Annotated in this window: 26 protein-coding genes and 1 pseudogene; 16 read left to right on the top strand and 11 right to left on the bottom strand. The window is 56.3% G+C overall.

Annotated features, from left to right (window positions below; translation table 11 throughout):
* Window positions 1-55 precede the first annotated feature (55 nt).
* A complete protein-coding gene (locus ACP7B7_RS29225; protein WP_426079026.1) occupies window positions 56-460 on the bottom strand; it encodes a MerR family transcriptional regulator in 405 nt (134 codons plus the stop codon).
* Between the two features lie 69 nt (window positions 461-529).
* On the opposite strand from ACP7B7_RS29225, the gene ACP7B7_RS29220 reads away from it, so the two are divergent.
* From ACP7B7_RS29220 to lspA, 4 genes are all read left to right on the top strand, one after another.
* Complete coding sequence (locus tag ACP7B7_RS29220) at window positions 530-1,777, top strand: TolC family protein (RefSeq protein WP_426079025.1); 1,248 nt, start codon at window positions 530-532, stop codon at window positions 1,775-1,777.
* A gap of 3 nt (window positions 1,778-1,780) precedes the next feature.
* On the top strand, window positions 1,781-3,031 hold the full coding sequence (locus ACP7B7_RS29215; RefSeq protein ID WP_426079024.1) for an efflux RND transporter periplasmic adaptor subunit: 1,251 nt from the start codon (window positions 1,781-1,783) through the stop codon (window positions 3,029-3,031).
* Between the two features lie 36 nt (window positions 3,032-3,067).
* The gene (locus ACP7B7_RS29210) at window positions 3,068-6,253 is read left to right on the top strand and encodes an efflux RND transporter permease subunit (protein WP_426079023.1); all 3,186 of its coding nucleotides are present in this window, start codon (window positions 3,068-3,070) and stop codon (window positions 6,251-6,253) included.
* Window positions 6,254-6,380: 127 nt separating this feature from the next.
* Complete coding sequence (lspA, locus tag ACP7B7_RS29205) at window positions 6,381-6,896, top strand: signal peptidase II (RefSeq protein WP_426079022.1); 516 nt, start codon at window positions 6,381-6,383, stop codon at window positions 6,894-6,896.
* Here the strand turns inward: lspA and ACP7B7_RS29200 are convergent.
* Complete coding sequence (locus ACP7B7_RS29200; protein WP_426079021.1) at window positions 6,838-7,479, bottom strand: c-type cytochrome; 642 nt, start codon at window positions 7,477-7,479, stop codon at window positions 6,838-6,840. The genes lspA and ACP7B7_RS29200 overlap by 59 nt on opposite strands.
* A 123-nt stretch (window positions 7,480-7,602) precedes the next feature.
* On the opposite strand from ACP7B7_RS29200, the gene ACP7B7_RS29195 reads away from it, so the two are divergent.
* Together ACP7B7_RS29195 and ACP7B7_RS29190 are read left to right on the top strand one after the other, a co-directional pair.
* Window positions 7,603-8,274, top strand: coding sequence for a heavy metal response regulator transcription factor (locus tag ACP7B7_RS29195; protein ID WP_131687585.1), 672 nt, complete (start codon window positions 7,603-7,605; stop codon window positions 8,272-8,274).
* A complete protein-coding gene (locus ACP7B7_RS29190; RefSeq protein ID WP_131687586.1) occupies window positions 8,271-9,698 on the top strand; it encodes a heavy metal sensor histidine kinase in 1,428 nt (475 codons plus the stop codon). Before ACP7B7_RS29195 ends, ACP7B7_RS29190 begins: the two co-directional genes overlap by 4 nt.
* A gap of 78 nt (window positions 9,699-9,776) precedes the next feature.
* Here the strand turns inward: ACP7B7_RS29190 and ACP7B7_RS29185 are convergent, their stop codons facing one another.
* The 8 genes from ACP7B7_RS29185 to ACP7B7_RS29150 form a co-directional block, all read right to left on the bottom strand.
* Window positions 9,777-10,226, bottom strand: a complete 450-nt coding sequence (locus ACP7B7_RS29185) for a GNAT family N-acetyltransferase (RefSeq protein WP_131687587.1) — start codon at window positions 10,224-10,226, stop codon at window positions 9,777-9,779.
* A gap of 102 nt (window positions 10,227-10,328) precedes the next feature.
* A complete protein-coding gene (locus ACP7B7_RS29180) occupies window positions 10,329-10,982 on the bottom strand; it encodes an NAD(P)H-dependent oxidoreductase (RefSeq protein WP_131687588.1) in 654 nt (217 codons plus the stop codon).
* Between the two features lie 77 nt (window positions 10,983-11,059).
* Window positions 11,060-11,803 carry an arsenical resistance protein ArsH gene (gene arsH, locus ACP7B7_RS29175; protein WP_131687589.1) on the bottom strand — a complete coding sequence of 248 codons (744 nt, stop codon included), beginning with the start codon at window positions 11,801-11,803 and terminating at the stop codon, window positions 11,060-11,062.
* Entirely contained in the window at window positions 11,796-12,227 is a 432-nt protein-coding gene (gene arsC, locus ACP7B7_RS29170; protein ID WP_131687590.1) for an arsenate reductase (glutaredoxin), read from the bottom strand. Before arsC ends, arsH begins: the two co-directional genes overlap by 8 nt.
* A gap of 17 nt (window positions 12,228-12,244) precedes the next feature.
* Window positions 12,245-13,525 (bottom strand): arsenical efflux pump membrane protein ArsB, encoded by a 1,281-nt coding sequence (locus tag ACP7B7_RS29165; RefSeq protein ID WP_131687591.1) that lies wholly within the window; start codon window positions 13,523-13,525, stop codon window positions 12,245-12,247.
* Window positions 13,519-14,028 carry an arsenate reductase ArsC gene (locus ACP7B7_RS29160; RefSeq protein WP_131687592.1) on the bottom strand — a complete coding sequence of 170 codons (510 nt, stop codon included), beginning with the start codon at window positions 14,026-14,028 and terminating at the stop codon, window positions 13,519-13,521. The genes ACP7B7_RS29165 and ACP7B7_RS29160 overlap by 7 nt, the downstream gene beginning before the upstream one ends.
* Before the next feature lie 69 nt (window positions 14,029-14,097).
* Window positions 14,098-14,598, bottom strand: coding sequence for an arsenate reductase ArsC (locus ACP7B7_RS29155; RefSeq protein ID WP_131687593.1), 501 nt, complete (start codon window positions 14,596-14,598; stop codon window positions 14,098-14,100).
* 57 nt (window positions 14,599-14,655) lie between these two features.
* Entirely contained in the window at window positions 14,656-14,982 is a 327-nt protein-coding gene (locus ACP7B7_RS29150; protein ID WP_131687678.1) for a metalloregulator ArsR/SmtB family transcription factor, read from the bottom strand.
* 551 nt (window positions 14,983-15,533) lie between these two features.
* On the opposite strand from ACP7B7_RS29150, the gene ACP7B7_RS29145 reads away from it, so the two are divergent.
* On the top strand, window positions 15,534-15,878 hold the full coding sequence (locus ACP7B7_RS29145) for a CzcE family metal-binding protein (RefSeq protein ID WP_426079020.1): 345 nt from the start codon (window positions 15,534-15,536) through the stop codon (window positions 15,876-15,878).
* 39 nt (window positions 15,879-15,917) lie between these two features.
* Here ACP7B7_RS29145 and ACP7B7_RS29140 read toward each other — a convergent pair whose 3' ends face one another.
* Window positions 15,918-16,346 (bottom strand): DUF4440 domain-containing protein, encoded by a 429-nt coding sequence (locus ACP7B7_RS29140; RefSeq protein ID WP_131687595.1) that lies wholly within the window; start codon window positions 16,344-16,346, stop codon window positions 15,918-15,920.
* Between the two features lie 462 nt (window positions 16,347-16,808).
* Here ACP7B7_RS29140 and ACP7B7_RS29135 point away from each other — a divergent pair, with 462 nt between their 5' ends.
* The 9 genes and pseudogenes from ACP7B7_RS29135 to ACP7B7_RS29095 form a co-directional block, all read left to right on the top strand.
* The gene (locus ACP7B7_RS29135) at window positions 16,809-17,162 is read left to right on the top strand and encodes a hypothetical protein (RefSeq protein WP_131687596.1); all 354 of its coding nucleotides are present in this window, start codon (window positions 16,809-16,811) and stop codon (window positions 17,160-17,162) included.
* Between the two features lies 1 nt (window position 17,163).
* Complete coding sequence (locus ACP7B7_RS29130) at window positions 17,164-18,549, top strand: TolC family protein (protein ID WP_426079019.1); 1,386 nt, start codon at window positions 17,164-17,166, stop codon at window positions 18,547-18,549.
* A complete protein-coding gene (locus ACP7B7_RS29125) occupies window positions 18,546-19,937 on the top strand; it encodes a multicopper oxidase family protein (protein ID WP_426079018.1) in 1,392 nt (463 codons plus the stop codon). Before ACP7B7_RS29130 ends, ACP7B7_RS29125 begins: the two co-directional genes overlap by 4 nt.
* 23 nt (window positions 19,938-19,960) lie before the next feature.
* Window positions 19,961-20,290 (top strand): copper-binding protein, encoded by a 330-nt coding sequence (locus ACP7B7_RS29120; RefSeq protein WP_426079017.1) that lies wholly within the window; start codon window positions 19,961-19,963, stop codon window positions 20,288-20,290.
* 21 nt (window positions 20,291-20,311) lie between these two features.
* Window positions 20,312-20,680, top strand: a complete 369-nt coding sequence (locus ACP7B7_RS29115) for a copper resistance CopC family protein (RefSeq protein WP_426079016.1) — start codon at window positions 20,312-20,314, stop codon at window positions 20,678-20,680.
* Window positions 20,681-21,580 carry a copper resistance D family protein gene (locus ACP7B7_RS29110; RefSeq protein ID WP_426079015.1) on the top strand — a complete coding sequence of 300 codons (900 nt, stop codon included), beginning with the start codon at window positions 20,681-20,683 and terminating at the stop codon, window positions 21,578-21,580.
* A gap of 32 nt (window positions 21,581-21,612) precedes the next feature.
* On the top strand, window positions 21,613-22,125 hold the full coding sequence (locus tag ACP7B7_RS29105) for a cupredoxin domain-containing protein (RefSeq protein ID WP_426079014.1): 513 nt from the start codon (window positions 21,613-21,615) through the stop codon (window positions 22,123-22,125).
* Between the two features lie 99 nt (window positions 22,126-22,224).
* Complete coding sequence (locus ACP7B7_RS29100) at window positions 22,225-24,606, top strand: heavy metal translocating P-type ATPase (RefSeq protein WP_426079013.1); 2,382 nt, start codon at window positions 22,225-22,227, stop codon at window positions 24,604-24,606.
* Between the two features lie 41 nt (window positions 24,607-24,647).
* Window positions 24,648-25,126 (top strand): annotated as a pseudogene (locus ACP7B7_RS29095) (hypothetical protein); the annotation flags it as partial.

Below are 25,126 nucleotides of genomic sequence, written 5' to 3'. Positions count from 1 at the left end.
TGAATCCGCTCAGGTTAAACCTTCAAGCAGCTTTAACGTCAAGCGCTGTACACGATTATTGGCGAGGGGTCAGAGCGTCGATAATGCGGCAATCGGCGACCAGACCGCCCCTGCAGGAGGTCAGGAGATCCGTGAGGCGGTCTTTCAATCGCAGCAAATCGGCAATCTTCTGTTCGACGGAGGCCAGATGTTCCTCTGTAAGTGCTGTCACCGTGCAGCAGTCGCCACTTTGCTGGTCAGAAAAAGATAGCAGACTCCGGACCTGGTCAATCGTGAAACCAATGTCACGTGCCCGCCGTACGAAGGTAAGACGTTCGAGGTCATCACTCCCATACTGCCGATAATTGCTTCCTGAGCGGCACGGCGACGCGAGCAGTCCAATTTTTTCGTAGTAGCGAATCGTGGCGGCCGGTATCTCGGCTGCGCTGGCCAGTTGGCCAATCGTAAGAGAAGTTGACATCGTGCTTGACCTTAAAGTTGGTTTAAGGTTTATAAAGACTCTTTGCCATCCCGTCAAGCCATGGAACCTATGCGTACCCGGACTTCTGTCTTCATTATTGCCGTGCTGCTGGCTTCGACCGCAGTTGCACAATCGGCCAACGAAAACGGCACTGCCCTCACATTGAGAGAAGCTGTAGCGAAGGCGCAGCTTCAGGCTCCCGCTCTCCAGGGAGCGGATGCGGCCGTTCGGGCAGCCGATGCAAATATACAGCTATCCGGCCTGCGGCCGAACCCGACGCTTTCGGTAGAGGCGGAGAACGTGATGGGATCCGGCCGGTATCGCGGCTTTGGTGGGGGCGAAAAAACCGCCTCGTTGTCGATGCCCTTGGAACTGGGCGGTAAACGTCATGCCCGGATGGGTGTGGCGCAGGCAGAACGTACTGCTGCTGGAATTGGCGCCAGAGCGGCCCAAGCCGACCTGACGCTGCAGGTAACCGAAGCTTTTGTTAACCTGGCCGCAAGCGAGCGGCACGCGCAGATCGCGAAAACGAGTCACGAATTGGCCGAGCGTGCCTTCCACGCGGCACGAGAACGGGTACGTGCCGGCAAAGCATCGCCAATCGAAGAGCAACGTGCTGATGTCCTGCGTATAAATATGGAAGTCCGCTTGGGCAAGGCAGAGCGCGCAGTCGAGTTGGCCCAGTCCAATGTGGTACGGCTGACTGGCGTCGCAAAGCCATTTAAGATCGCATCGCCCTGGTTTGAGTATGTCGAACGTGGCGAACTACCTGCTGCGTCAGGCGAGGGACTGGCAATTGTGGCAGCTGAGGCCGAGGTCACCGCTGCTGCCGCCCGCATCGTTGCGGCCAAGAGTGATCGCATTCCCGACGTTACACTCACCGCCGGTATGCGTCGCTATGGAGAAACGTCCGATAAGGCGGCAGTTCTCGGTCTGTCAATCCCCCTTCCACTGTTCAATCCAGGCACAGCAGCTGTATCCCGATCGCGGGCCGAATATGATCGGGCGGTGGCGGGCCGCCGCGCCGCTGGGTTGGAATTTGAACAGTCCATGCAACAGGCAAACACCGAGGTTGCTGATGCTGCAGCAGCTGCGCGCGCAGCGAACGGTCCCGCTTTGGCCGCTGCTGAGGAAGCGGCACGTATCGCACGGCTCGGCTACCGCGAAGGGAAATTCCCCCAGCTCGAATTGATCGAAGCCGAGCGTTCGTTGGCTGAAACCCGCCAGGCGTCTGTCGATGCGCTGACGGAATTGCACACTGCGCGTGCACGTCTGGCGCGACTACAAGGTTTCAACTCTCCAATTTACAAGGACTGACCCATGCAAGCAGTATTTCGATCGGGCCTGTGCGCCGCCATAATTCTGTTGAGCGCGTGCTCCCCCAAGCCTGAAACGGCCAAGCCGAAAGACTCGGTCGTGTCGCAGAGCGAAGAAAAGAAAGGCGATAAGGACGAGAAGGAAGAGAAAAAGGAAGCCATGTCCGGGGCGAAGAGCGAGGCCAAGGAGAGCGGCGGAAGCGAAGAGAAAGAAGGTGAGTCGGAGGGCAAAGAAGATTTTGTCACGCTTTCCGATCAGCAAATTCGAGCCGCCGGGATCGATGTCACACCGGTAAGGCAATCTTTTGCGGGCGCCATTGAGGCTCCCGCTGTGATCGCCGCCGATCCCATGCAGGCGGCCGTCGTGTCCAGCTCGGTCGGGGGCCGGGTGGTCGAAGTCCGGCGCAATCTCGGTGAGGCAGTCAGTCGCGGCGACGTGCTTGCGGTAATCGAAAGCCGAGACATTGCCCAGCTGCGCGCCGACATCGAGATTGCCAAGCGCCAATTTGAACTAGGCCAGGCAACCTTCAAGCGGGAAGAACGTCTGTACGGCGAAAAAGTCACTTCCCGCCAGGAGTTTGAAGTCGCCCGTACCTCGGCGCAAGAAGCAGGAACCCGCTTGCGCTTGGCCGAGCAGCAATTGTCCGCCGCAGGCGGAGCCGGCGGCGGACAATTGAACCGTCTGATGTTGCGCTCGCCCATCAAGGGCAATGTCACTGCCCGGCAGATTGCGCTTGGCGACATTGTCGAACCGAATGCGCATCTGTTTGAGGTTGCAAATCTCAACAACCTGTCCGTCGAGCTGTCCCTATCACCGGATGACGCGGCGCGCGTAGCCGTGGGTGCGACCGTGGATGTCTCAACGGACGGCCGTACCGGCTCCGCGCGAATCACCAGTATGTCGCGGATTCTGGATCCCACAACGCGTCAAGTGCGCGCAATCGCGATGCTGCCGAATGAGCGCGGCACCTGGCGCATTGGGGAAACCGCACGCGCCTCCATCGCTCTTTCGGGTAAAGCCGATGATGGCCAGCTTGCAATCCCTCGCACTGCGGTACAAACCGTCGAGGATAAGCCAAGCGTATTTGTTCGCGCGAAAGATGGGTTCGCGATCAAACACGTCGTTTTGGGCGCTGCCGCAGCTGGCTATGTGAAGGTCTTGTTAGGCTTAGAAGGAAATGAACAGATCGCCGTGAGCAATACGTATCTTTTGAAAGCCGAGCACGGCAAAGGTGAGGCTGGGGACGATGACTAATTTCCTCCTTCCAGAACTTTCCGAGGTTACCCAACCATGATTGCACGCATTGTTAATTTTTCTGTCGCTCGCCGGTGGCACGTACTCATCGTCACGATTCTGCTGTCGATCGTCGGTGCTTTCGCGCTAACCCGTCTCCCTATCGACGCGGTACCGGACATCACCAATACGCAGGTCCAAATCAACGTCGTGGTACCGGCTCTGTCGCCGGCCGATGTCGAGCGCCAGGTAACGTACCCCATCGAAACAGCGTTCGCCGGCATCCCAGGACTCGAATCTACGCGTTCGCTAACCAGGCATGGCTTCGCACAGGTGACAACCGTTTTCAAGGACGGAACTGACATCTATTTCGCGCGCCAGCAAATAGCCGAGCGATTGCGAGCCGTCGAACGATCACTGCCCACAGGGGCGAACGCAAGCCTTGGACCGATCGCGACCGGCCTTGGTGACGTTTATATGTGGACAGTTGAGTTCGCGGCCAAGCCAGGTGCCAAGGCGGGCTCAAGTGCTGGCCTGCAGACCGATGGAAGTTATGTCACGCCCGAGAGCGAGGTGCTGCGCAGCGCGGCTGAGAAGGCGACCTATCTGCGTACGGTACAGGACTGGATCGTCGCGCCCCAGCTGAAAAACACTGAAGGACTGGCCGGCGTTGACGTCATTGGCGGCTATGTCAAACAGTACGTGGTCACGCCCGATCCGCAACGGTTGGCGGCCTTGGGAATCAGTCTGCCAATGCTGGGTGAAGCGCTCGAACGGAACAACACCAGTGTCGGCGCCGGCGTAGTATTTCAGAACGGAGAAGCGCTTACCGTCAAGGCCGATGCGCGCATCACTTCGACGGAGGAATTGGCCAAGACCGTCATCACGACCCGGAGTGGTACGCCAGTTCTGGTTTCGCATGTCGCCACCGTCGGCCTCGGACAGGAGGTGCGGTTCGGATCCGCGTCCGAAGGCGGACAGGAAGTTGTCGTTGGTACTGCCGTGATGCGCATTGGTCAGAACAGCCGTACAGTCGCCGCTGCGGTAGACGTGCGATTGAAGGAAATTGCCCGGTCGCTTCCGCCGGATACACTGATCAAGCCTGTGCTTGACCGAACCCGTCTGGTCGACGCGACTATCAAGACAGTTGCGATCAATCTGACGGAGGGTGCGCTGCTGGTGATCGCGGTCCTGTTCGCACTGCTCGGCAATCTGCGCGCGGCACTCATTGCTGCAGCAGTCATTCCGGTCACCATGATGCTTACCTCTGCCGGGATGCTCAAGGCAGGCCTATCGGCCAATCTTATGAGTCTGGGCGCACTCGACTTTGGACTGATTGTCGATGGCGCTGTGATTATTGTGGAAAATGCGCTGCGCCGCATCGCGGAACGCCAGCATACTCTTGGCAAAGTGCTGTCAAAATCCGAGCGGCTGGAAACGGTGGCGGCTGCGGCGCGGGAAATGATCCGGCCGAGCGTTTACGGCCAGGCAATCATTATTCTCGTGTATGTACCACTGCTGACGTTCCAGGGCGTTGAAGGTCGGATGTTCGCCCCGATGGCCCTGACCGTCATACTCGCGCTCTTGTTTGCCTTCGTTCTATCTCTGACGTTTGTGCCAGCGTCCATCGCGCTATGGCTCTCCCGCCATGTCGATGAGAAGGAAAACAGGATGGTGAAAGCCGTCTCGTCGTCTTACGCGCCATGGCTGGACCGGGCTCTAACCCGGCCCAAGCTGATTGGCGTGATCGCCGTCGCCGGTTTTGTCGGGGCCATTTGGTTGTTTTCCACCTTGGGGCAGGAATTTCTTCCTACGCTCGATGAGGGTGATGTACTGCTACAGGTAGCGCGCATTCCGGGAACGTCTATCGATCAAAGCCAGGCCATGCAGTCAACAGTGGAGAAGACTGTGGCGAAGCTACCCGAAGTAAAGCTGGTCTTCTCAAGAACAGGGACGGCGGAGCTGGCGGCTGACCCGATGCCCCCGAATATCACCGACACCTTTGTCATCGTGAAAGACCGTGCTGAGTGGCCAAAGCCTAAGATGAGCAAGGCTGAACTGGTGGAGAAAATCGAGCATGCCGTAGCGAACATCCCAGGTCAAAACTATGAACTTACACAGCCGATCCAAATGCGGTTCAACGAGCTGCTCGCTGGCGTCCGCGGAGACATCGCCGTTAAGGTCTATGGTGACGATTTCGACGCGATGATCCGGACAGCTGAACAGATCGCGACGAAGCTGCGAGCCGTGGAAGGAGCTGAGGATGTGCGCGTTGAACAAGTGCAGGGGCTACCACTACTCGATGCCCGTCTTGATCGAGACGCCATGGCGCGGGTCGGGCTCACTGCGCAGGACGTGTACGACACCTTGGCTGCGGCTGTCGCGGGGCGCGAGGCCGGTTCGATCTACGAGGGCGACAGGCGCTTCGATGTCGTGGTCAAGCTCGGTGAAGGTATACGAAATGATGTTGAGGCGCTGCGCCAACTGCCGGTACTGACTCCGAGTGGAAAATTTGTTCCGCTGGGATCGGTCGCAGCACTGGAGACAGCCAAAGGCCCCAATCAGATCAGCAGAGAAAACGGCAAGCGCCGGGTAGTGGTGCAGGCAAACGTGCGCGGCCGGGACATCGCCGGCGTCGTCAAGGAAGCGCAGAGCAGTATCAACGCCGACGTTCGCGTGCCTGCCGGCGTATGGCTCACGTGGGGTGGGCAGTTTGAAAACCTTGAACGCGCGCGCTTGCGTCTGGCGGTGGTGATTCCAGCCTGCTTTGCACTTATTGTCGTGTTGCTCTACTCAGCCGTAGGCTCTTGGCGCGCGGCCGCCGTCGTCTTCACTGGTGTACCGTTGGCATTGATCGGCGGTATCGGGGCGCTGTGGCTTTGTGGCCTGCCGTTCTCAATTTCGGCAGCAGTGGGTTTCATCGCGCTATCCGGTGTGGCGGTGCTAAACGGTCTGGTGATGGTCGGCTCGATTGACGACTTGGCGAAAACGCTGCCGTGGGATCAAGCCGTGCGCGAAGGTGCATTAAGGCGTCTGCGACCGGTATTGATGACGGCACTGGTCGCGTCGCTTGGATTCGTCCCGATGGCCCTGGCGACAGGCGCAGGCGCCGAGGTCCAGCGACCATTGGCCATCGTAGTCATTGGCGGGCTGATTTCGGCCACGATCCTGACTCTGTTTGTGCTGCCTTCTCTGTACCGGCGTTTCGCGCAGCCGAAGAACAGCGTTGCCGAGGGGATCTGACCGAGCGCGAAGCTGGGTCATCCACAACACCTTAGGGAGGACGAGATATGGAAAAGCAGTATCACGTAGTGATCATTGGAGCGGGTTGCCGTGGATAAGCGCGTCCCTAACATCTGATGACTCTACTGTGACCAAAAAAGTTATGCATAAGCCTTTTACTCCTCTCGTTGCCATGCTATTTGCCGGCCTGATTTGCGCGTTCGACCTCGGGAGCAAGGCAGCGGTTGTCAAGCACCTGGCGTATGGCCAGCAAATCGAATTGATGCCGTCACTGAACCTCGTTCATGCTGTCAATAAAGGCGCCGCCTTCGGCCTTCTCGCCACTGCGGGAGGATGGCAGCGCTACTTGTTCATTGCGATAGCCGTGCTAGCGTCGGCATTCCTGATTTACATGAACAGGAAGCCCGCCGCCGGCGCGGTGGAACGGCTTGGTTTGGCGATGATTCTCGGCGGTGCAGTGGGAAACCTAGCCGATCGCATTGCTCGCAAGGGAGTTGTTGACTGGATCGACGTGTACGCCGGGGTACATCACTGGCCAGCTTTCAACATCGCGGACATCGGCATCACGCTGGGCGTGGCAGTAATCATATTAAGCGAGCTGTTCCGCTCCGGTCAGAAAGCCTCGATGTCCGACAGGACGTGATAGCTTTCTGGCACGCGCAGGACGATGTGATAAGTCTGGGTGAGTCATCCAAATCGGAGCAATTGCCATCGCGCTCGGCATCTATGCTTGGAAAGCATAGGATAACCATTTCAGGATGGGTCCGTGCATACGCGAGAGCCGCCCGAGCGGTATTCGGCGGCATTGCCTTTGCAAGCTCCTCCTCCGTCACTGTTACAAGTGCGCTCATGTCCGGTAGCGCTTTACCCAGCGCAGTATCGCGCGCGAATGCTTCTTTCCCCGCTTTGATGTCCGTATCGTTGAAGCCGAGTGTTCCTACATAGAACGCCAGGGACCAGCGATCCGCGTCAGACAAGCTGGCAAATGCCTGCATGGACGTATCGGCGACACCTTGGCTGATCACCTGGTGTAACGCCATGAGTGAACGCGACCGAGCCCGCTCTCTGTCGGTGAACGCGATTGGCTTCGGTTCAAGCTGGCGTGCGAGAGAGCCGTCACCGGCTCCGGCCGCGCCGTGGCAGGACGCGCACTGCGCCTTGTATAGCGCGGCACCACGGGATAGATTTGCCCGTATTCTAAACAGTAGCCAGTTTAATTCTGACAAGATTGTAATCTTGGCGTTAGACGATTGTCACTTTTCCAAGGTAGACTGAAGATAACGACGCCGGCGGCGGCCTATACCATCCGCATAACGTGGACATAGTAGTTGGACTAGTGGAAAAGTGACATGCGATTATTAGTTGTGGAAGACGAGCAAAAGGCGGGCGAATATATTCAGAAAGGTCTGAACGAGTCTGGTTTTGTTGTTGACTTGGCGAGAACTGGGCCAGACGGACTTCACGCTGCCACTACTGCCCATTACGACCTGATCGTGCTTGACGTCATGCTTCCGGGATTAGATGGCTGGCAAATCATCGCTGAGTTGCGCAAAACGGTCGATACGCCGGTGCTGTTTCTTACCGCACGGGATGGGCTCGATGACCGCATCAAAGGTCTGGAGCTTGGTGCGGATGATTACTTAGTCAAGCCCTTCGCTTTTGCTGAGTTGCTCGTTCGTATTCGAACGTTGTTGCGCCGAGGGCCGATTAGAGAGCCCGATATTTTTCAGATTGCCGATTTGGAACTGGACATACCCAAGCGAAGAGTAATACGGGCCGGTGTTCGGATTGATTTGACTGCGAAAGAATTTGCACTTTTGCATTTGCTATCCAAGCGGGTGGGACAGGTTTTGTCCCGGCCGTTGATTGCATCGCAAGTCTGGGACATGAATTTTGACAGCGACACGAACGTGGTGGATGTCGCGGTACGCCGTCTACGTGCAAAAATTGACGACCCATTCGAGGTCAAACTGATCCATACGATTCGAAGTATGGGCTATGTGCTAGAAGATAGACAATGAAGGTCAAGAACTGGTCTCTCACCGCTCAGCTGGGGGCGCTCTTCGTCTGCATCTCGGCACTTGTATTTTCGGCCTTAGGCATCTATCTCTATCAAGCACTCGCGGCGCAGCTTCAAGCACGGGATGATGCAGACCTTATCGACCGTATTGTGTTCATCAGGCATATGCTTGAGGAAACACCGAGTGTCGAGTCGATTCGTGTGGATCCGCACCGGTTTTTAGATGCTGTAGATTTGCATGGCGGCTTTTTGCTTGTTATGCAGGCACAAGACGGTGAAGAATTGACTCGCAATACCCTTGACCGGTCATTCATGCATGCAAATGGAGCTGTGCCGGTTGAGACGATGCCAGAGCCATCTCACGTACTTGCTGCGCCAGGCCATAGCGAACCCAACCTAAGGGTCATTGCAGCGCTGGGTACTGTTGGTTCGACAGGTTCCGTGGTGCAAATCACGCTCGCCCGGAGCGAAAAGAGCCGCGCAGCTGTCTTATCTGCATACAAGTTAAAAGTTCTTGCATCGGGCTTCTTTGGTGCGGTGCTAACAGCCCTACTAGGGTTTCTGCTAGTGCGTCGCGCGTTGCACAAAGTAAAGCTCTTCGCGCAACAAGCTCAGCAAGTCAGTGCGCACAATTTGGAAGTGCGCTTGAATGCAAAATCAGCCCCGAAGGAATTCCAGATCCTGGCTGATTCGTTCAATGAGGTGCTTGACCGCCTGCAAAACAGTTTTAATAACCTTTCCCAATTCGCAGATGACCTGGCACACGATTTGCGTACGCCTCTCAACAATCTGATGGTCCAAACAGAAGTTGCCCTGTCTCAACCCAGAGAATCGGATGAATATCAAAACCTGCTCTCATCTAACTACGAGGAATTTGGCCGTCTAGCTAGAATGGTGGAAAGCATATTATTTTTGGCGCGGGCTGACCATGACCAAGTTTCGCTAGTAACTGAACAGCTTGATATGGACGTTGAGCTGACGCGAATCGCCGAGTACTTTGAAGGGCCGGCATCCGACGCCGGAATATCATTCATCGTCATCGCCTCTGGTAAAGTGTTTGCTGATGGGCACCTGCTTCGCCGCGCGGTAAGCAACCTTGTATCGAACGCCATTCGGTACACCCCGAAGGGAGAAACTATCTCGCTCAAGGCGATAGCCGACGACGACGGGGCCGTGGTTTCCGTTTCCAATCCTGGCCCAGGCATCATACATGAACACCTGCCGCGGTTGTTTGACCGGTTCTACCGTTCCGATAAATCGAGGTCCAGTACGTCAGCCTCGGCTGGGCTTGGACTTTCAATAGTCAAATCCATCATGGCGCTTCACCATGGCCGTGCCAGTGTCACGAGTGAGCTTAATGGAGTTACCCAATTCACGCTGTTTTTCCCTGACACGACGGCACCGAACGAAACAGTTAAGCACTGAAAATGGATTTTCGAGGACAGAAATCTTGTACTCAGCGGTTAACTACGCAAGCTGCAGCTCCCAGTAGCCTACATCAATCTACTGTTCAAATTTTCGGCCGACCCGCTTGAACATTGCCACCTTTTCAAACCCCAGGCGTTCATGCAAAGCAACGCTGGCTGCATTGGGCTGCGCGATGCCACCAATGACCACCTGCAGTTGGCGGCGCCGGAGTTCTTCGATCAGGGCACTGTAGAGCTGTCGGCCAATTCCCTGGCCGACGCCGTCATGCGCCACGTACACCGTTGACTCGACTGAAAAACGATAGGCGCTGCGGGCACGCCAGGGCGTTGCGTAGGCGCAACCTAGTAATTGACCGTCGCGTTCAAAGACGTACCACGGCAACTGCGCACCGACAGAGTCGATACGCTGCGCCATTTCCTCGATGCTGACCACATGCTCTTCAAACGTGATGGTGGAGCTGGTGACGTAATGGTTATAAATCGTAGCGATCGCGGCGGCGTCGGCGGTAGTGGCAAGTCGAATCATCAGTGGGAACCATGTGCGTAGAGTGGCAGGAAGCGGCGCGTCCGCAGGCGGCGCACGACGCCTTCACATGCCATTCTAGCAATAATACCTCAGCATGTGGCTTCACGGCGCATTACGTTGAGAAGGATCGCGCAAGAACGCCGGCGATGGCCCCGTCACACCTGAGCGCTCCCGTTCCCGCTTGGCGGCCACTGCCCACCAGGCCAGTTGCGAAAAGGTGCGCTCTATATAGGAAACCCAGCGCGTGCTATCGACTTCGGGCGAAAAACTGCCATCGGCAGCGAAAACGGTGTGTGCGGCAGGAATATGAACCATGGCCGAGACTGGCAAACAACCCAGTTCGGACAGAAATGTACGCATACCGACCGCCGCGCGGACGCCGCCCCACTGTCCCGCCGAATAGGTAACGATGGCACTGGGCTTGAAGGCAAACAGCGAACTGCCAAAATGGTTCAGCAGATGCGCCAGTGCCGGACTCATCGAATGATTGTATTCAGGACTGACCATCACATACCCATCGGCGCTGGCAATTTCACTTGCCAGGTGCTCCAACGGCAGGGGCGCCCGCCCTTTTGCATAGGAAAAGTGGGGCTTGAACACGTCACCCAGGTCGTAGTCGAGTGGATCGATGAGCACCACGTCGTGGCCATCACGGCCGCATTGCGCCGCGCAGGCCTTGGCGACGCGCTCGCCCACGCGCGCCGGCAGGGGCGGCGTGCTGGCGCGAATCGAACCGAGAAAAACCAAAATTTTCATGTTGCCCTTTCCAGCCAAGACCTCGGCTGCATCATCGTGCATTGACGGCCCGGCGAGCGAGCCATAGCGAAAACTACTTATTTGCTTGGCGTCTCGTGATCCATGGCCGCCTCGGCGAGGGCGCGCACTTCGGCCGGCATGGATTCCTTGCGCTCGCTATAGCGGCTGGTCAGGTAATCCGAGCGATCGCGCACGACCAGAGTAAATTTGTACAACTCCTCCATGACGTCAACCAAGCGGTCGTAGTATGGCGATGGCTTCATGCGGTCGTTGTCGTCAAACTCCTGATATGCCTTGGCAACGGACGACTGGTTCGGGATGGTCACCATACGCATCCAGCGACCCAGCACGCGCAAGCCGTTGACGGCGTTGAACGATTGCGAGCCGCCAGATACTTGCATCACCGCCAGCGTGCGCCCTTGCGTGGGACGCACACTGCCCATTTCCAATGGCAACCAGTCGATTTGCGACTTGAACACACCCGTCACAGCGCCATGGCGTTCCGGGCTGCACCAAACCTGGCCTTCCGACCAGAGAGATAACTCGCGCAGTTCCTGCACCTTGGGATGGTCAGGGCTGACGCTGTCGACCATGGGCAGGCCATGCGGGTCGAAGACCCGCGTTTCAGCACCGAAGTGCTGCAGCAACCGCTCCGCCTCCAGAGTCAGCAAGCGGCTGAACGAGCGTTCACGCAGCGAGCCATACAGCAAGAGGATGCGCGGCGGATGCGTTGCCACCGTCGGCGGCACAAGTTTATCGACCGTCGGCGTATCGAGGTGCGCGGCGCTGATGTTGGGCAAGTTATCAGTGAGCTTATGCATGGGGCACCACCCGTTTTCCGTGCGCATCGATGACCGCCTCGCCATCTTCTTTGGCAAACGCGCCCAGTTGTGGCAACGGAAGAATGTCGAGTACCAGTTCCGATGGACGGCACAGCCGCACTCCGAGCGGCGTGACCACGAAGGGACGATTGATGAGGATGGGATGGGCCAGCATGGCGTCCAGCAAGGCCTCGTCGCTGAGTTGGGCCTGGTCGAGGCCCAGTTCCAGGTATGGCGTACCCTTCTGACGAATTGCCTCGCGCACGCTCAAGCCAGCCCGGGTAATCAAATCGGTCAGGGTCGCGCGCGTTGGCGGTTGCTGCAGGTACTCGATGACCTGCGGCTCGGTGCCGGTATTGCGGATCAGCGCCAGGGTGTTGCGCGAGGTGCCGCAGGCTGGGTTGTGATAAATAGTGATATCCATGATGAATCCTTTCTTAATTAGCTGAGGCGCAGTGCCAGCGCCGCCAGGGTCACCAGCAGCACGGGCAAGGTGAGGACGATACCGACGCGGAAGTAATAGCCCCAGGAGATGTGAATCTTTTTACTATCAAGTACATGCAGCCACAGCAGGGTCGCTAGGCTGCCAATCGGAGTAATCTTTGGTCCCAGATCGCTGCCAATGACATTGGCATAAATCATCGCCTCGCGCACGGCCCCTTGCGCTGTGGTCGGATCGATCGACAAAGCGCCGATCAGGACCGTTGGCATATTATTCATGATCGAGGACAGGACGGCCGTCAGCACGCCGGTACCCATCGCCGCGCCCCACACGCCATATTGGGCAAAGCAATTGAGTACGCTAGTCAGGTAGCCGGTCAGGCCTGCGTTGCGCAGGCCATACACGACCAGATACATGCCCAGAGAAAAGACGACGATCTGCCATGGCGCGTTACGGATGACTTCGCGAGTGGGTATCACATGGCCTTTGGCGGCGACAGCCAGCAACAGTGCGGCGCCGACGGCGGCCGCGGCACTGATCGGCACTCCAAGGCTCTCCAACCAGAAAAAGGCAATCAGCAGCAGCAGCAGGACCAGCCAGCCGGCTTTGAACGTCGCCATGTCGCGGATTGCGGCGCCGGGCCGTTTGAGCTGGGAGACGTCATAGTCTTGCGGTATGTCCTTGCGGAAAAACCACATCAGTGCAAGCAGGGTCGCCATAACTGCCACCGCGTTGACCGGCACCATCACGGCCGCATACTCGGCAAAACCGATCTTGAAATAGTCGGCCGAAACGATATTGACCAGGTTCGACACCACCAGTGGCAAGCTGGCCGTGTCGGCGATGAAGCCGGCAGCCATCACAAACGCCAGGGTCGCCCTGGCTGAAAACTTCAGTTCGAGCAACATGGCGATCACGATAGGCGTCAGTATCAGCGCGGCACCATCGTTGGCAAACAGTGCGGCGACAGCAGCGCCTAGCAAAATCAGCAAGACAAACAGCTTGCGGCCGCTGCCACCACCCCAGCGTGCCACGTGCAGGGCGGCCCACTCGAAGAAGCCGGCCTTGTCGAGCAGCAGGCTGATGATAATGACGGCGATAAACGTGCCGGTGGCATTCCAAACGATGTGCCAGACGATGGGAATGTCTGACAACTGGATGACGCCGGCCAGAAGCGCCACTGCGGCGCCGATGGTAGCGCTCCAGCCGATTCCCAGGCCGCGCGGCTGCCAGATGACCAGTACCAGGGTGGCCAGAAAAATCAGGAATGCTGTCAACATACGGGCGCCTCCTTGGGGGCTGCCGGCGCAAAGATACTGGAAATGTTGTCGAGTTCAGCTTTCAGGTGCACTGGATCATGCTGCAGCTGCTCCAGCGGCAAGGCAAAGAACGCCTCGATGCGCGCACGCAGAATGCTATACGTTGCCCGGAAAGCTGCGTCCTTTTCTGCGTCCGTCCCCGTGACATGGCCGGGATCGTCTACACCCCAGTGGCCACGAAGCACTGGGCCCAGGTAGGCCGGACACGTCTCACCGGCGGCGCTGGCGCACACGGTGATGACGATATCGGGCACCGAAAGCAGCGCGTCCCAGGACTTGCTGTAATACCCCAGAGTCGATATCTGCTCCTTGGCCAGCAACGCCAGCGCTCCTGGGTGCAGCGCCCCGGCTGGATGACTGCCTGCACTCAGCGCATGCCAGCCTGCCGGCGCCAGATGATTAAAAGTCGCTTCGGCCAGGATGGAGCGGCAAGAGTTACCGGTACACAAAAAAAGAACGTTCATGAAGTTATCGCAAAATAGTGAAAAGTAAGGCATGCCCGTCATCTACGGGCATGCCGGGGCGCTCTCCTACTAGACGGCGCTTTGTCCAATTGCCTTGATCTCGTATTGGATCGCGTTTTTTTCGAGCATGTGCAGCGGCAAGCTGACGAAAATGTTCATCCGGGTCATGATCTGGCGGAACACCTTGTGGAATACCGCGCGCTTTTCTTCGTCGGTACCGGTGGCTGCAGCCGGGTCTTCAAAGCCCCAGTGCGCCGAGAGCGGATGGCCTGGCCAGTAAGGGCAGACCTCGCCGGCGGCGTTGTCGCACACAGTAATGATGAAGTCCATGTGCGGTGCGTCCGCGGTACCGAATTCATCCCAGCTCTTGCTGCGCAGTTTGTCGAGCGGATAGCCGGTCGCTTCAATTTGCTCGATGGCGAATGGGTTGACGCTGCCGCCCGGGTAGCTGCCAGCCGAAAAGCCACGGAAGCGGCCCTTGCCTATGGTGGAGACGAGCGCCTCGGCCATCACGCTACGGGCTGAGTTGCCGGTACAGAGGAACAACACGTTGTACACTTTTTCGGTCATGACGACTCCTTCAATCACTGCGGTGGGGGTGGGGTTCGAAATAATGAGTTGTCTGGCTCAAGCGACGTCGCAGGCTGCACCTTGCTCGGTGGTGCAAGGCGCACCGCCGCAGCAGTTTTCGGTCAAAAAGCCGATCAGGGCATTCATGCTGTCGATATGCGCGGCGTAGATGACAAAGCGTCCATCTTGGCGCGGCACGATCAGGTCCGCGTGCACGAGTTCCTTCAAGTGAAATGACAGGGAAGATGGCGGGATGCCCAGCTGTTCGGCAATCTTCGTTGCCGCCATCCCTTGCGGTCCGGTCTGGACAAGCAAGCGAAAGATGGCCAGGCGTGACTCCTGTGCCAGTGCCGCCAACGCAGCGATGACATTTTTAGTTTCCATGTGCATTCCTTTTAATTTCATACTTCTATAATAATCGAATTATGAAATTAATGTAAACCTATTTTTATGCGCGACTATCGATTCACCGTGGTACGGAACTCTTGCCGTCCGGGTCTTCTACAGACGTATCGACATACGAATTAGCTGAATCTTCGTACTCAGTGGCAGAGGTGCGCGTCTCTCAGCGCGTTGGAAACTTTGGTATCGCACGTACCTGGCGACAAACGACTTATCGAGAGGTAATAAGCTGCTCAATCAAATGGCGGTAGCAAAGGAGATTGGCTGATAGCGCTTAAAGCGAATGCTTGGCGGCCGCAACGACGACATGCCTATCTTCACACTCGACCTACTCTTGATAAACCAGTGCTGCGCCTAGCATGCCGCAAGAAAGTCGCGGTTCCACTTCGAACCTACTACCTTAATCAAATTAATAAGGTTTCTGTAATGCAAATGTAATGTTTCCGTCATTCGGGTGTGCGGGTCCCCTACGTAGAATAGCTTCATCGGATCCGCAACTTCATTCACCCGCACTGCAAAATAAGGACATTCCAATGAAATCCATCAAAGCCAACATCGTCGCCGTTTTCGCTGTCATCGCTCTCAGCCCGCTTGCTGCGATGGCACACCAAGGCGAAATGCACTCAAATCCAGCGTTTGGCAGTGCTGCTCCGGCGCCGGCCGCCACGCGTACTATCACGATTTCATCGACTACGAAGTATGTGAATGTCGCGCAGGGCGACGTCGTCAAGTTTGATGTGGATGGTAAGACGTTCACTTGGCAGTTCGATACGCTGCGAGCCAATTCGAGCTTTGACCTTTCGGCAATTGCGCCGTCTGGCGTGAACACCCACGGCGTACGTGTGTACGTGGCACCTAACCCGACCTACGCCAACTAAATACATGTATGCCCGCCAATGTATTGCTGGCTGATGAAGTTACTGAGATTTGCGGGACGACCAGTGAAGATGAAAGATGACCCATTGATCGCCCTGTTTTTCGAGCAAAGCTGTTTCCGTGCCGAATAAATGCACATTTTTGCCCTGAAATTGTCCTGTGGTCTCTGTTTCCTGCATCACGACTGCCAGATTTCCATCAATACGTTCGTTTTGTTTGAGCACTTTGCTTTTGGTGGCCTTGGCAAAAGCGGTATCGGCTGGTAGGTGATGGCCAGTGTATTCATCACGAGAATGCTCAACATGCCCAGATTCGTAAATTTTAATTTCCGGGCTAAGCAAAATGCTCGCCTGCTCGGACTTGCCGCTGGCGAGTGCCTCGTGAAATGCGGCAACGGTTTCAGTTGGTGTAGCGGCGTATAGGGGGAGACTGAATACGGAAATAGCGATAAGGGAAGTCAGTTGGCGCACGAGGTCTCCAGTGTTTTTGATTATATGATGAATTGCAGTGGTGCAATTAAATCAGCGGGCGGTGATTGTGGCAAGGTGGAAGTGAAAATACTCCAACGAAACTGAAATTCGCTTGACCTTCCGTTCATTGGAAGGTGTAGCGTGGGGGCGGGTTCATATCGGTTGGTTCGGTTAATGTGCAATCAACTTGGTTGACCATCACAGGGAAGAAAATGCAGATGAATTTCATGCTGACGCGCATTCATTGTAAGCAACCTGGCCCAAGTAAGGTGCAGGACAGCGTACGCCTTGCTCTCGTTTTGGAGGCAACGCCATGGCGCTGACAATGGTCACCACCCGTTCCGCGCGCCCCTTGATCTCCCTTTACACCACTCTCCCTGCAGCTTGCTGAAATCATGCACTGGCGTTCGCCTCACCTCGGGCTGTATTCACTCAGTAACCAGTCAATTTTGAAAGAGCATCATGCAACGATTCCACTTATTGCTTCTGGCAACGGTTAGCTTCTCGCCGGTTGTCTATGCACAATCGGCTCAACCTGCTAGCACCACGGCGGCGGTGACGGATGCTAAGGCCACGGTGCCGCCGTTGAAATATGTCTCTGCTTTTGCTGATGTTAAGCCGATTGGGGAGTCCCCGATATCTCCAGATAAGGCCTGGATTCAGGCAAATCAAGATGTAACAGGGGGTTCTCAGCATGGCGCTCAGGGCGACATGACGATGGAAATGGTACCCGGGGAAAAAGGCCAGGAAAACCCCAAGCCGCCTCCGGCGAGCGATCCGCACAAGGGCCATCAAATGAACATGAAAGGCAAATGACATGAAGCGATTATCGTTGCCAGCGCCCACTCGGGTAGCTGCAGTGTTCGGTGTGGTATTTCTTGCAGGCTGCGCCAGCTTTTCACCGGATGGTGGCTTAAACGATGTCTCTCGGCTAACGCAAGAGCGGATTGGACAAGTCAAGCCCTTCACGAAAGAGAGCCTGAAAGACGGCCAGCAGTCCGCTACTCAGGTGCAGACCTTGCTGTCCGCGCCCCTTACGCCTGAATCTGCAGTCCAGATCGCGCTGCTCAATAATCCGGCACTGAAGGTCTCCTTCGCTGAATTGGGGGTCTCGGAGGCTGAGTTTGTGCAAGCTGGACGGATGCGCAATCCGAGTTTTAGTTTCGGCCGCGTCAGCGGTGGTGGCGACGCAGAAATCGATCGCAGTGTGATGTTTGACATTGCAGGCCTGCTGACGCTGCCCACGCGTCGACGCATTGAGCAAGGACGCTTTGAACAAGCAAAGTTGCTCACAGCTGCTCAGGCTGTGCAGTTGGCGGCAGAGACACGTCGGGCATATTTTATGGCCGTTGCGGCGGCTCAATCGGTCGCTTTCGCGGAGCAAGTGCGCGGCTCCGCCGAGGCATCATCGCAACTCGCCGACAGCATGACCAAGGTTGGCAACTGGAGCACGCTTGACCAGGCCCGTGAGCGCGCGTTCTACCAGGATGCGTTGACACAGTTGGCGAGGACAAAGCATGAGGCAACAGCGACGCGTGAGCAGCTCATTCGCCTCCTTGGCCTATGGGGAGAGCAACAAAATTTTGTATTGCCAGACAGGTTGCCTCCCCTGCCGGACAAACCGCTGGAGACGAACAATGCGGAAGCACAGGCAATGTCGCAACGCCTCGATATGCTGTCGGCTCGCCGCAATACCGAGGCTACTGCTTCAGCGCTTGGCTTAACAAAGGCAACTGGCTTCATCAACGTTTTTGATGCCGGCTACACCAACAAGAGTACGACAGGCTTGCCACGCGAGAACGGCTACCAGATTTCCCTTGAATTACCGATCTTCGATTGGGGTGGCGCCAAGGTCGCACGGGCGGAAGCGCTCTATATGCAGTCCGTCCATCGCACCACCGACATCGCCGTGCGGGCACGCTCAGAGGTGCGGGAGGCCTACTCCGCATACCGTACCAGCTATGACATCGCCCGTCATTATCGCGACGATGTTGTGCCGCTGCGAAAAAAAATATCCGACGAGGTTCTGCTTCGCTACAACGGGATGCTTGCCAGCGTATTCGAATTGCTGGCGGATTCGCGCGAGCAACTGGTGAGCGTGAATACCGCCATCGAAACCCAGCGCGACTTTTGGATAGCGGAAACCAAACTTCAATCCGCCGTCAACGGTGGAAGTACGAACGATACAAGGACCATGCCATGATTTCACGTAGAGACTTTTTCAGAGGTGCAGGTGCTGTAGCGGTGAGTGCCGTTGCCGTTAGCAAGGCTGGTGCCGCGTCATTGCCTGAGGCGATGTTGATGGACAATGCCAAGACGCACATCCCCCCGGCGCCACCCACTGGCCGGCCCTACAATCCGGTCGTGACCCTGAATGGCTGGTCATTGCCATGGCGGATGAAAAATGGCGTAAAAGAATTCCATCTCGTTGCCGAACCCGTGGTGCGTGAACTTGCACCAGGGATGAAAGCCAACCTGTGGGGCTACAACGGCCAATCCCCAGGTCCGACAATTGAAGTGGTCGAAGGTGATCGGGTGCGTATTTTCGTGACCAACAAGCTACCAGAGCACACCAGTGTTCATTGGCATGGCCAGCGCTTGCCGAACGGTATGGATGGCGTAACGGGCCTCAATCAACCGGGTATCGCTCCTGGAAAGACTTTCGTCTACGAATTCGAGGCCAAACGGCCAGGTACGTTTATGTACCATCCCCACGCCGACGAGATGGCCCAAATGGCGATGGGGATGATGGGCTTCTGGGTCACCCATCCGAAAGACCCGTCGCTCCATGCTGTAGACCGCGATTTCGTCTTCCTGCTCAACGCGTATGACGTGGAGCCGGGAAGCTATACGCCGAAGATCAACACCATGCTGGACTTCAACCTGTGGACATTCAATAGCCGCGTCTTCCCCGGCATTGATTCATTGCCGGTGCGCCAAGGTGACAAGGTACGCATCCGTGTCGGTAACCTGACGATGACGAATCACCCTATTCATATACATGGCCATGAGTTTTTCGTCACTGGCACGGATGGCGGCTGGACCCCGCCGGCGTCACGCTGGCCTGAAGTCACCACCGATGTCGCCGTTGGGCAAATGCGGGCCATCGAATTCGTCGCTACTGATCTGGGTGACTGGGCACTTCACTGCCATAAATCCCACCATACCATGAATGCAATGGGCCACTCGGTACCGACAATGATCGGCGTCAATCATCGCGGGGTGGCTGAAAAAATTAACAAAATCGTCCCTGAATATATGGTGATGGGCGACAAGGGCGGCTCAATGGGAGGCATGGAAATGCCGCTGCCAGATAATACTTTACCGATGATGACGGGCGAAGGGCCGTTCGGTGGGGTTGAGATGGGGGGCATGTTTACCATACTGAAGGTTCGGAAGGACCAGAAGCGCGGCGACTACTCCGACCCTGGTTGGTACAAGCATCCGGCCGGAACTGTTGCATACGAGTGGACGGGCGCCCTTCCTGAACCCGAACGTGCCACTAACGCTGGGGGGCAGTCGATGCCAACGATGAACAAACCCAATATTGAAGTCACTGTTCGTAAGCCGACCGGGCATAGCGGTCACTAATTTTTTAACTGAAAGGAATCATCATGAAAAACCTGCACAAAGTTGTATTGGCAACCTTGATTGGCCTGTCATCCGTGGCAACGACCTCCGTGGCGTTCGCACAGCAGCAGAGCGCCTCCGCGACGCAAGACGCGATGAGCGATGGGGAAATCAAGAAAGTGGACAAGGACGCCGGCAAGCTGACCATCAAGCATGGTGAGCTGAAGAACCTGGGCATGCCAGGGATGACCATGATGTTCAAAGTCAAGGAGCCATCAATGCTCGACAAGCTCAAACAAGGCGACAAAGTACGTTTCGTCGTGGAAAAAGTTGGCGGCGCATTGACGGTCACCTCCATCGAAACAGTAAAGTAAATTTAACAAAAAGAGTTGAAAATGAAGACCCTGCGGAACATTATTCTTGCCACATCCATATTGGCGGCAACCCTGGCTACCCCGTTTGCCATGGCACATGCGAGCTTAAAGAGCTCCAATCCCGAGGCAGGTGTCTCCCTGGCAGTTGCACCAAAGGCGATTGCGCTGACCTTCAACGAGAAGGTGGAAGAAGCCTTTAGCTCGATCACCCTGAGCGATAGCGAAGGCAAAGCCGTCGCTGCAGACAAGGCAAAGGTCGATGCAGCGAATCCAGCCATCTTACGCTTGGAAGTACCGACATTGAACGCTGGCGCCTATACCGTGAGCTGGGCAGTTGCAGGGCACGATGGACATCGTCGCAAAGGCGACTTTAAGTTCACGGTGAAATAATTGGATGCAGTCTCGCTGTTGCAAGTTAGTTCAGCTTTGCTGCTGAACCTCGGCTTTACCTGGCTCGTCGGATCATGGTTTGCACGTTACTGGATGCGTTCTAGCGGCGTCGATCATGATCATTTCGAGCCCGCCCTGCGCAAACTTGACTTGATGGCGGCGGCAGTCAGCACGGTTGCCAGTGCATCAGCACTATTGAGCGCGACGGCGATCATGGGAGGTGTGGGCCTGCGCGAAGCGTGTCCGATGTTCTGGATGATGGTGTCTACTACCGACTACGGACATGCAGGCTGCGCCATTATTGTGGCGATGTTTGTTCTCTTTTTTGTGCGATTAGCAGGAGGAGTCGGCCGCAGCAGCGATATTGCAGTCATTCTCCTTTTGGCTGTTTTTTCTGTAACACGGGCATCCATGGGGCATGCGGGCGAGGAAGGCTTCTGGACTATTCCGCTAGCTGTAGAAGCGATTCATTTTTTTGCCATCGGCCTATGGACTGGTGCAGTGATGGTTTCCGGCTGGTTTGTTCTGCATGAGACGCGGATAAGGACATTTGATACGGGGTCCATCGATCAATACCTCGAACTGATGTCCCAGGCAGCAATGCTTGCAGTAGTTGCCATTGTTGCTACTGGCATCTACAGCGCCTGGCACCGAGTGGGGAGTTCCGAGCATCTTGTTCATACCACCTACGGCATCACCTTACTGGTCAAAGTTACATTGGTCCTTCTTGCCATTGCCTTGGGCGGCTACAACAAATTTCTTGGACTGCCTGCCGCCTCCCGCTCCTTGCGCGGCGTCACGCTGGTGAGAGTCGTTTTACAAGTGGAAACCTTGCTACTGCTCGGCGCACTGTTGGCGGCGGCAATTCTTACCACTCAACAACCACCTACCGCGATGTAATGTCGCGACGGTTTTCTACAAGGGAGTACGATATGAAAAAGATGACCTTAAATGCAATTGCAGTAATGTTACTGGCCAGCTTGAGCACTTTCAGCAATGCTGCGGTGCCGGATAGCAGCCCAGCAGCACATGGTGGCCACCAGCATGGCGCAAATGAGCAGAGCGCATCTCTTGTGGGCAAGGCGGGCGACCCGAAAAAAGTGGCGCGTACCGTCACTGTCGATATGAACGACACCATGCGCTTTAGCCCAGCGTCTATTGCCGTGAAACAGGGCGAGACCATTCGCTTTGTCGTCAACAATTCCGGCAAGATCAAGCATGAGATGGTCATTGGTTCTGAGAGCGAGTTGAAAGAACATGCCCAACAAATGGCAAAGTTTCCGGAGATGGAGCATGCGGAACCAAACCAAGCGACCGTGGCGCCTGGAAAGTCGGGAACCATTGTCTGGCAGTTCGACAAAGCCGGCAAAGTGGAATTTGCTTGCTTACAACCCGGTCACTTTGAGGCGGGCATGAAGGGACTGGTAGTGGTTTCTGCCAAATAGATGACTTCATTCGGCGGGAATGTTCAATTCCCGTCGTTGCCGCAATAGCTGGTTCCACCACAGCCAACGAAACAGGCGAATCTGCCCAAGGAGTAATTCATGAGTAGAACTGAAGCCGAGCATCATGCGCACGAGCATCATCACGGCCCCCATAGCGAGACCGGGCCTGGCAATACGATGAAGACAGGGGATGAAAAACCATTCGTCGATCCTGTATGCGGCATGCGCGTTGGCGCAAATCCCGAAAAAGAAATCACCTACAAAACTACGGTCTATCACTTCTGTAGCGGGAAATGCATGACTAAGTTCAACGCAGCGCCAGATTCCTTCATCGATAGAGAGAATGCGGCGCCCGGCCCTGAGCACTCGCCACAGCTGGGAGCGGTCTACACCTGTCCCATGCATCCAGAGATACGCCAGCCTGCACCGGGAACTTGCCCCATTTGCGGCATGTCGCTCGAACCTGAAATGCCGACGCTAGATGAGGCGGAAAATCCGGAGCTGGTCGATTTCCGCCACCGCTTCTGGTGGACGCTGCCTCTGACCCTGGTAGTGTTCCTGTTGGCGATGTTTGGGCATGTGTTCCTTGAAATGGGGCTGCCTGGCCAGAACTGGATTGAATTCGCATTAAGTACCCCTGTCGTACTGTGGGCCGGCTGGCCATTTTTCACGCGCTGGGCGCAATCGTTGGCACGCATGCGCCCGAATATGTGGACCTTGATTGGTTTTGGCGTAATGGCTGCCTACGGCTATAGTATCGTCGCCACCATCGCACCGGGCTTCTTCCCGCCAACTTTTGCTGCACATGGCCGCATAGGCGTCTATTTTGAAGCAGCAGCAGTCATTGTTTCGCTCACGCTACTGGGACAGATACTTGAGCTGCGCGCACGCTCCCAAACTTCCGCCGCAATCAAATCCTTACTCGGACTCGCTCCGAAGACGGCTCGACGCATTCAGGATGATGGCGCCGAAGACGACATACCTCTCACGCACGTCCACGTCGGCGACAAACTCCGTGTCCGACCCGGTGAGAAGGTGCCGGTTGATGGCATAGTGCTTGATGGCGAGAGTTCGCTCGATGAATCAATGCTGACTGGCGAGCCCTTACCTGTGACAAAGCGTCCCGGCAACACGTTGATTGGCGCAACGATCAATACCAGCGGGAGCCTGATTATGCGCGCCGAGAAAATCGGCAGCGACACGATGTTGTCTCAAATCGTACAAATGGTTGCGCAGGCACAGCGCTCCCGCGCGCCTATGCAACGACTCGCCGATAGTGTCGCAGGCTATTTCGTGGTCGTGGTCGTGGCCATAGCGCTACTGACGTTCGTGTTATGGGGAATGTATGGCCCTGAGCCGAGCTGGGTTTTTGGCTTTGTTAACGCCGTTGCAGTACTGATCATTGCTTGCCCCTGTGCATTGGGGTTAGCCACGCCGATGTCCATTATGGCCGCCACTGGCCGCGCCGCCACCCAGGGCGTGCTCTTTCGGGATGCCGCGGCAATAGAAGATCTCAAGAAGGTCGACACACTGATTGTCGACAAGACGGGGACCCTCACTGAAGGTAAGCCTTCCTTTAACAGCGTGGTCGCAGCGCCTGGTTTCAAGGACGAAGATGTCCTGCAAATGGCGGCGAGCATAGACCAGGGCAGCGAACATCCTTTAGCGCACGCGATCGTCAACGAAGCTAACCGGCGAGCACTGAGGCTGACAAAACCTGACAGTTTTGAGTCTGCCAGCGGTATTGGCGTGCGCGGCACGGTTGGCGGGGTTCACATCGCACTGGGCAACACCGCCCTGATGGATGCTGACAAAGTCGATTGGCGGCCGCTTGCTGAGGTCGCTGAACGCTTGCGAACAGAAGGTGCCAGCGTCATGTATCTATCCTCTGACGGCGTTTTGGCAGGACTGATCGCCGTGTCGGACCCCATCAAGGCAACGACGCGTGAGGCGATAGAGGGCCTGCGCGCCGCAGGGCTGACCGTAATCATGGCCACTGGCGATGGCGTCACCACTGCGAAGTCCGTGGCCGAAAGGCTGGGCATCACGGAGTTCTACGGCGAGGTAAAACCACAGGACAAGTTGGCCTTGGTAGAAAAACTGCAAAAACAAGGCAAGGTGGTCGCAATGGCCGGCGATGGTATTAATGATGCCCCCGCACTGGCGAAGGCCAACGTTGGCATCGCCATGGGGACAGGAACAGACGTGGCTATCAACAGCGCTCACGTCGCCTTAGTCAAGGGAGATCTGCGTGGGATTGCCCTTGCCCGGCGAATCTCGGTCGACACTGTTCGAAATATGTGGCAGAACCTGGGCTTCGCGTTTGTCTACAATGCCTTGGGCATTCCCCTGGCTGCCGGTGTGCTGTATCCATTTACTGGCCAATTGCTGTCGCCGATGATCGCCGCGTTAGCGATGAGCCTCAGTTCCGTGTCTGTCATTACCAATGCACTCCGGTTGCGCGGTACCCGTCGGCCATAACCGCTACTGTGGCACCGAGTGACAATCTTGTGGAAGCAAACATGAATACACCTGCGATAGTGAAAGCTGCATCGAAAAACGGCTGCTTGCTTAGCAACGAAGAATTGAGTTTTCTTCCGGCTGCACGCCTCAATAGAGACTGTTTCTGCACCAGTTTGGATAGCTCTGCATTGAAAATGGCGCTTTCTAGCGAACCGGGTATGGACGGATTGCACGAGTTGATCGAGGAACGGTGTCCCTATCTATTTTCTGCGCGGCCTATTTTTGTCTCCGAGCGCCAAAGCAAACGTATTGCGGACGTTATTGTAGCGATTGAATCCGTGATATCGCTGCCATCCTTTCGTGCGCGCGTTCTGACGGATGCTCCTGACATTGCCAAGCATACTCCTGATGGTGCAAAAGGAGTATTTTTTGGCTATGATTTCCACATGCGCGACGATACCTTGAGGTACCCTGACTTTTTCGGACACTCTAGTTTGGTAAACTTCACCAACTGGAGAACTTATGACACGCTCAACAA

Source organism: Janthinobacterium sp. PSPC3-1, from assembly GCF_049896105.1.
Lineage (GTDB): Bacteria > Pseudomonadota > Gammaproteobacteria > Burkholderiales > Burkholderiaceae_D > Janthinobacterium.
Note: the sequence above shows the minus strand (reverse complement) of the source record. Positions and strands in the feature narration are given on the sequence as shown.

Bases quoted from the DNA above. Each gene is read 5' to 3' on its own strand.
- ACP7B7_RS29150 (WP_131687678.1), bottom strand. From the start codon at position 14,982: ATGGAAACTAAAAATGTCATCGCTGCGTTGGCGGCACTGGCACAGGAG.
- ACP7B7_RS29160 (WP_131687592.1), bottom strand. From the start codon at position 14,028: ATGAACGTTCTTTTTTTGTGTACCGGTAACTCTTGCCGCTCCATCCTG.
- ACP7B7_RS29225 (WP_426079026.1), bottom strand. From the start codon at position 460: ATGTCAACTTCTCTTACGATTGGCCAACTGGCCAGCGCAGCCGAGATA.
- ACP7B7_RS29130 (WP_426079019.1), top strand. From the start codon at position 17,164: ATGAAGCGATTATCGTTGCCAGCGCCCACTCGGGTAGCTGCAGTGTTC.
- ACP7B7_RS29215 (WP_426079024.1), top strand. From the start codon at position 1,781: ATGCAAGCAGTATTTCGATCGGGCCTGTGCGCCGCCATAATTCTGTTG.
- ACP7B7_RS29220 (WP_426079025.1), top strand. From the start codon at position 530: ATGCGTACCCGGACTTCTGTCTTCATTATTGCCGTGCTGCTGGCTTCG.
- ACP7B7_RS29115 (WP_426079016.1), top strand. From the start codon at position 20,312: ATGAAGACCCTGCGGAACATTATTCTTGCCACATCCATATTGGCGGCA.
- ACP7B7_RS29145 (WP_426079020.1), top strand. From the start codon at position 15,534: ATGAAATCCATCAAAGCCAACATCGTCGCCGTTTTCGCTGTCATCGCT.
- ACP7B7_RS29180 (WP_131687588.1), bottom strand. From the start codon at position 10,982: ATGAAAATTTTGGTTTTTCTCGGTTCGATTCGCGCCAGCACGCCGCCC.
- ACP7B7_RS29105 (WP_426079014.1), top strand. From the start codon at position 21,613: ATGAAAAAGATGACCTTAAATGCAATTGCAGTAATGTTACTGGCCAGC.
- ACP7B7_RS29125 (WP_426079018.1), top strand. From the start codon at position 18,546: ATGATTTCACGTAGAGACTTTTTCAGAGGTGCAGGTGCTGTAGCGGTG.
- ACP7B7_RS29135 (WP_131687596.1), top strand. From the start codon at position 16,809: ATGCAACGATTCCACTTATTGCTTCTGGCAACGGTTAGCTTCTCGCCG.
- arsH (WP_131687589.1), bottom strand. From the start codon at position 11,803: ATGCATAAGCTCACTGATAACTTGCCCAACATCAGCGCCGCGCACCTC.
- ACP7B7_RS29210 (WP_426079023.1), top strand. From the start codon at position 3,068: ATGATTGCACGCATTGTTAATTTTTCTGTCGCTCGCCGGTGGCACGTA.
- ACP7B7_RS29165 (WP_131687591.1), bottom strand. From the start codon at position 13,525: ATGTTGACAGCATTCCTGATTTTTCTGGCCACCCTGGTACTGGTCATC.
- ACP7B7_RS29120 (WP_426079017.1), top strand. From the start codon at position 19,961: ATGAAAAACCTGCACAAAGTTGTATTGGCAACCTTGATTGGCCTGTCA.
- ACP7B7_RS29185 (WP_131687587.1), bottom strand. From the start codon at position 10,226: ATGATTCGACTTGCCACTACCGCCGACGCCGCCGCGATCGCTACGATT.
- ACP7B7_RS29190 (WP_131687586.1), top strand. From the start codon at position 8,271: ATGAAGGTCAAGAACTGGTCTCTCACCGCTCAGCTGGGGGCGCTCTTC.
- ACP7B7_RS29155 (WP_131687593.1), bottom strand. From the start codon at position 14,598: ATGACCGAAAAAGTGTACAACGTGTTGTTCCTCTGTACCGGCAACTCA.
- ACP7B7_RS29195 (WP_131687585.1), top strand. From the start codon at position 7,603: ATGCGATTATTAGTTGTGGAAGACGAGCAAAAGGCGGGCGAATATATT.
- ACP7B7_RS29100 (WP_426079013.1), top strand. From the start codon at position 22,225: ATGAGTAGAACTGAAGCCGAGCATCATGCGCACGAGCATCATCACGGC.
- arsC (WP_131687590.1), bottom strand. From the start codon at position 12,227: ATGGATATCACTATTTATCACAACCCAGCCTGCGGCACCTCGCGCAAC.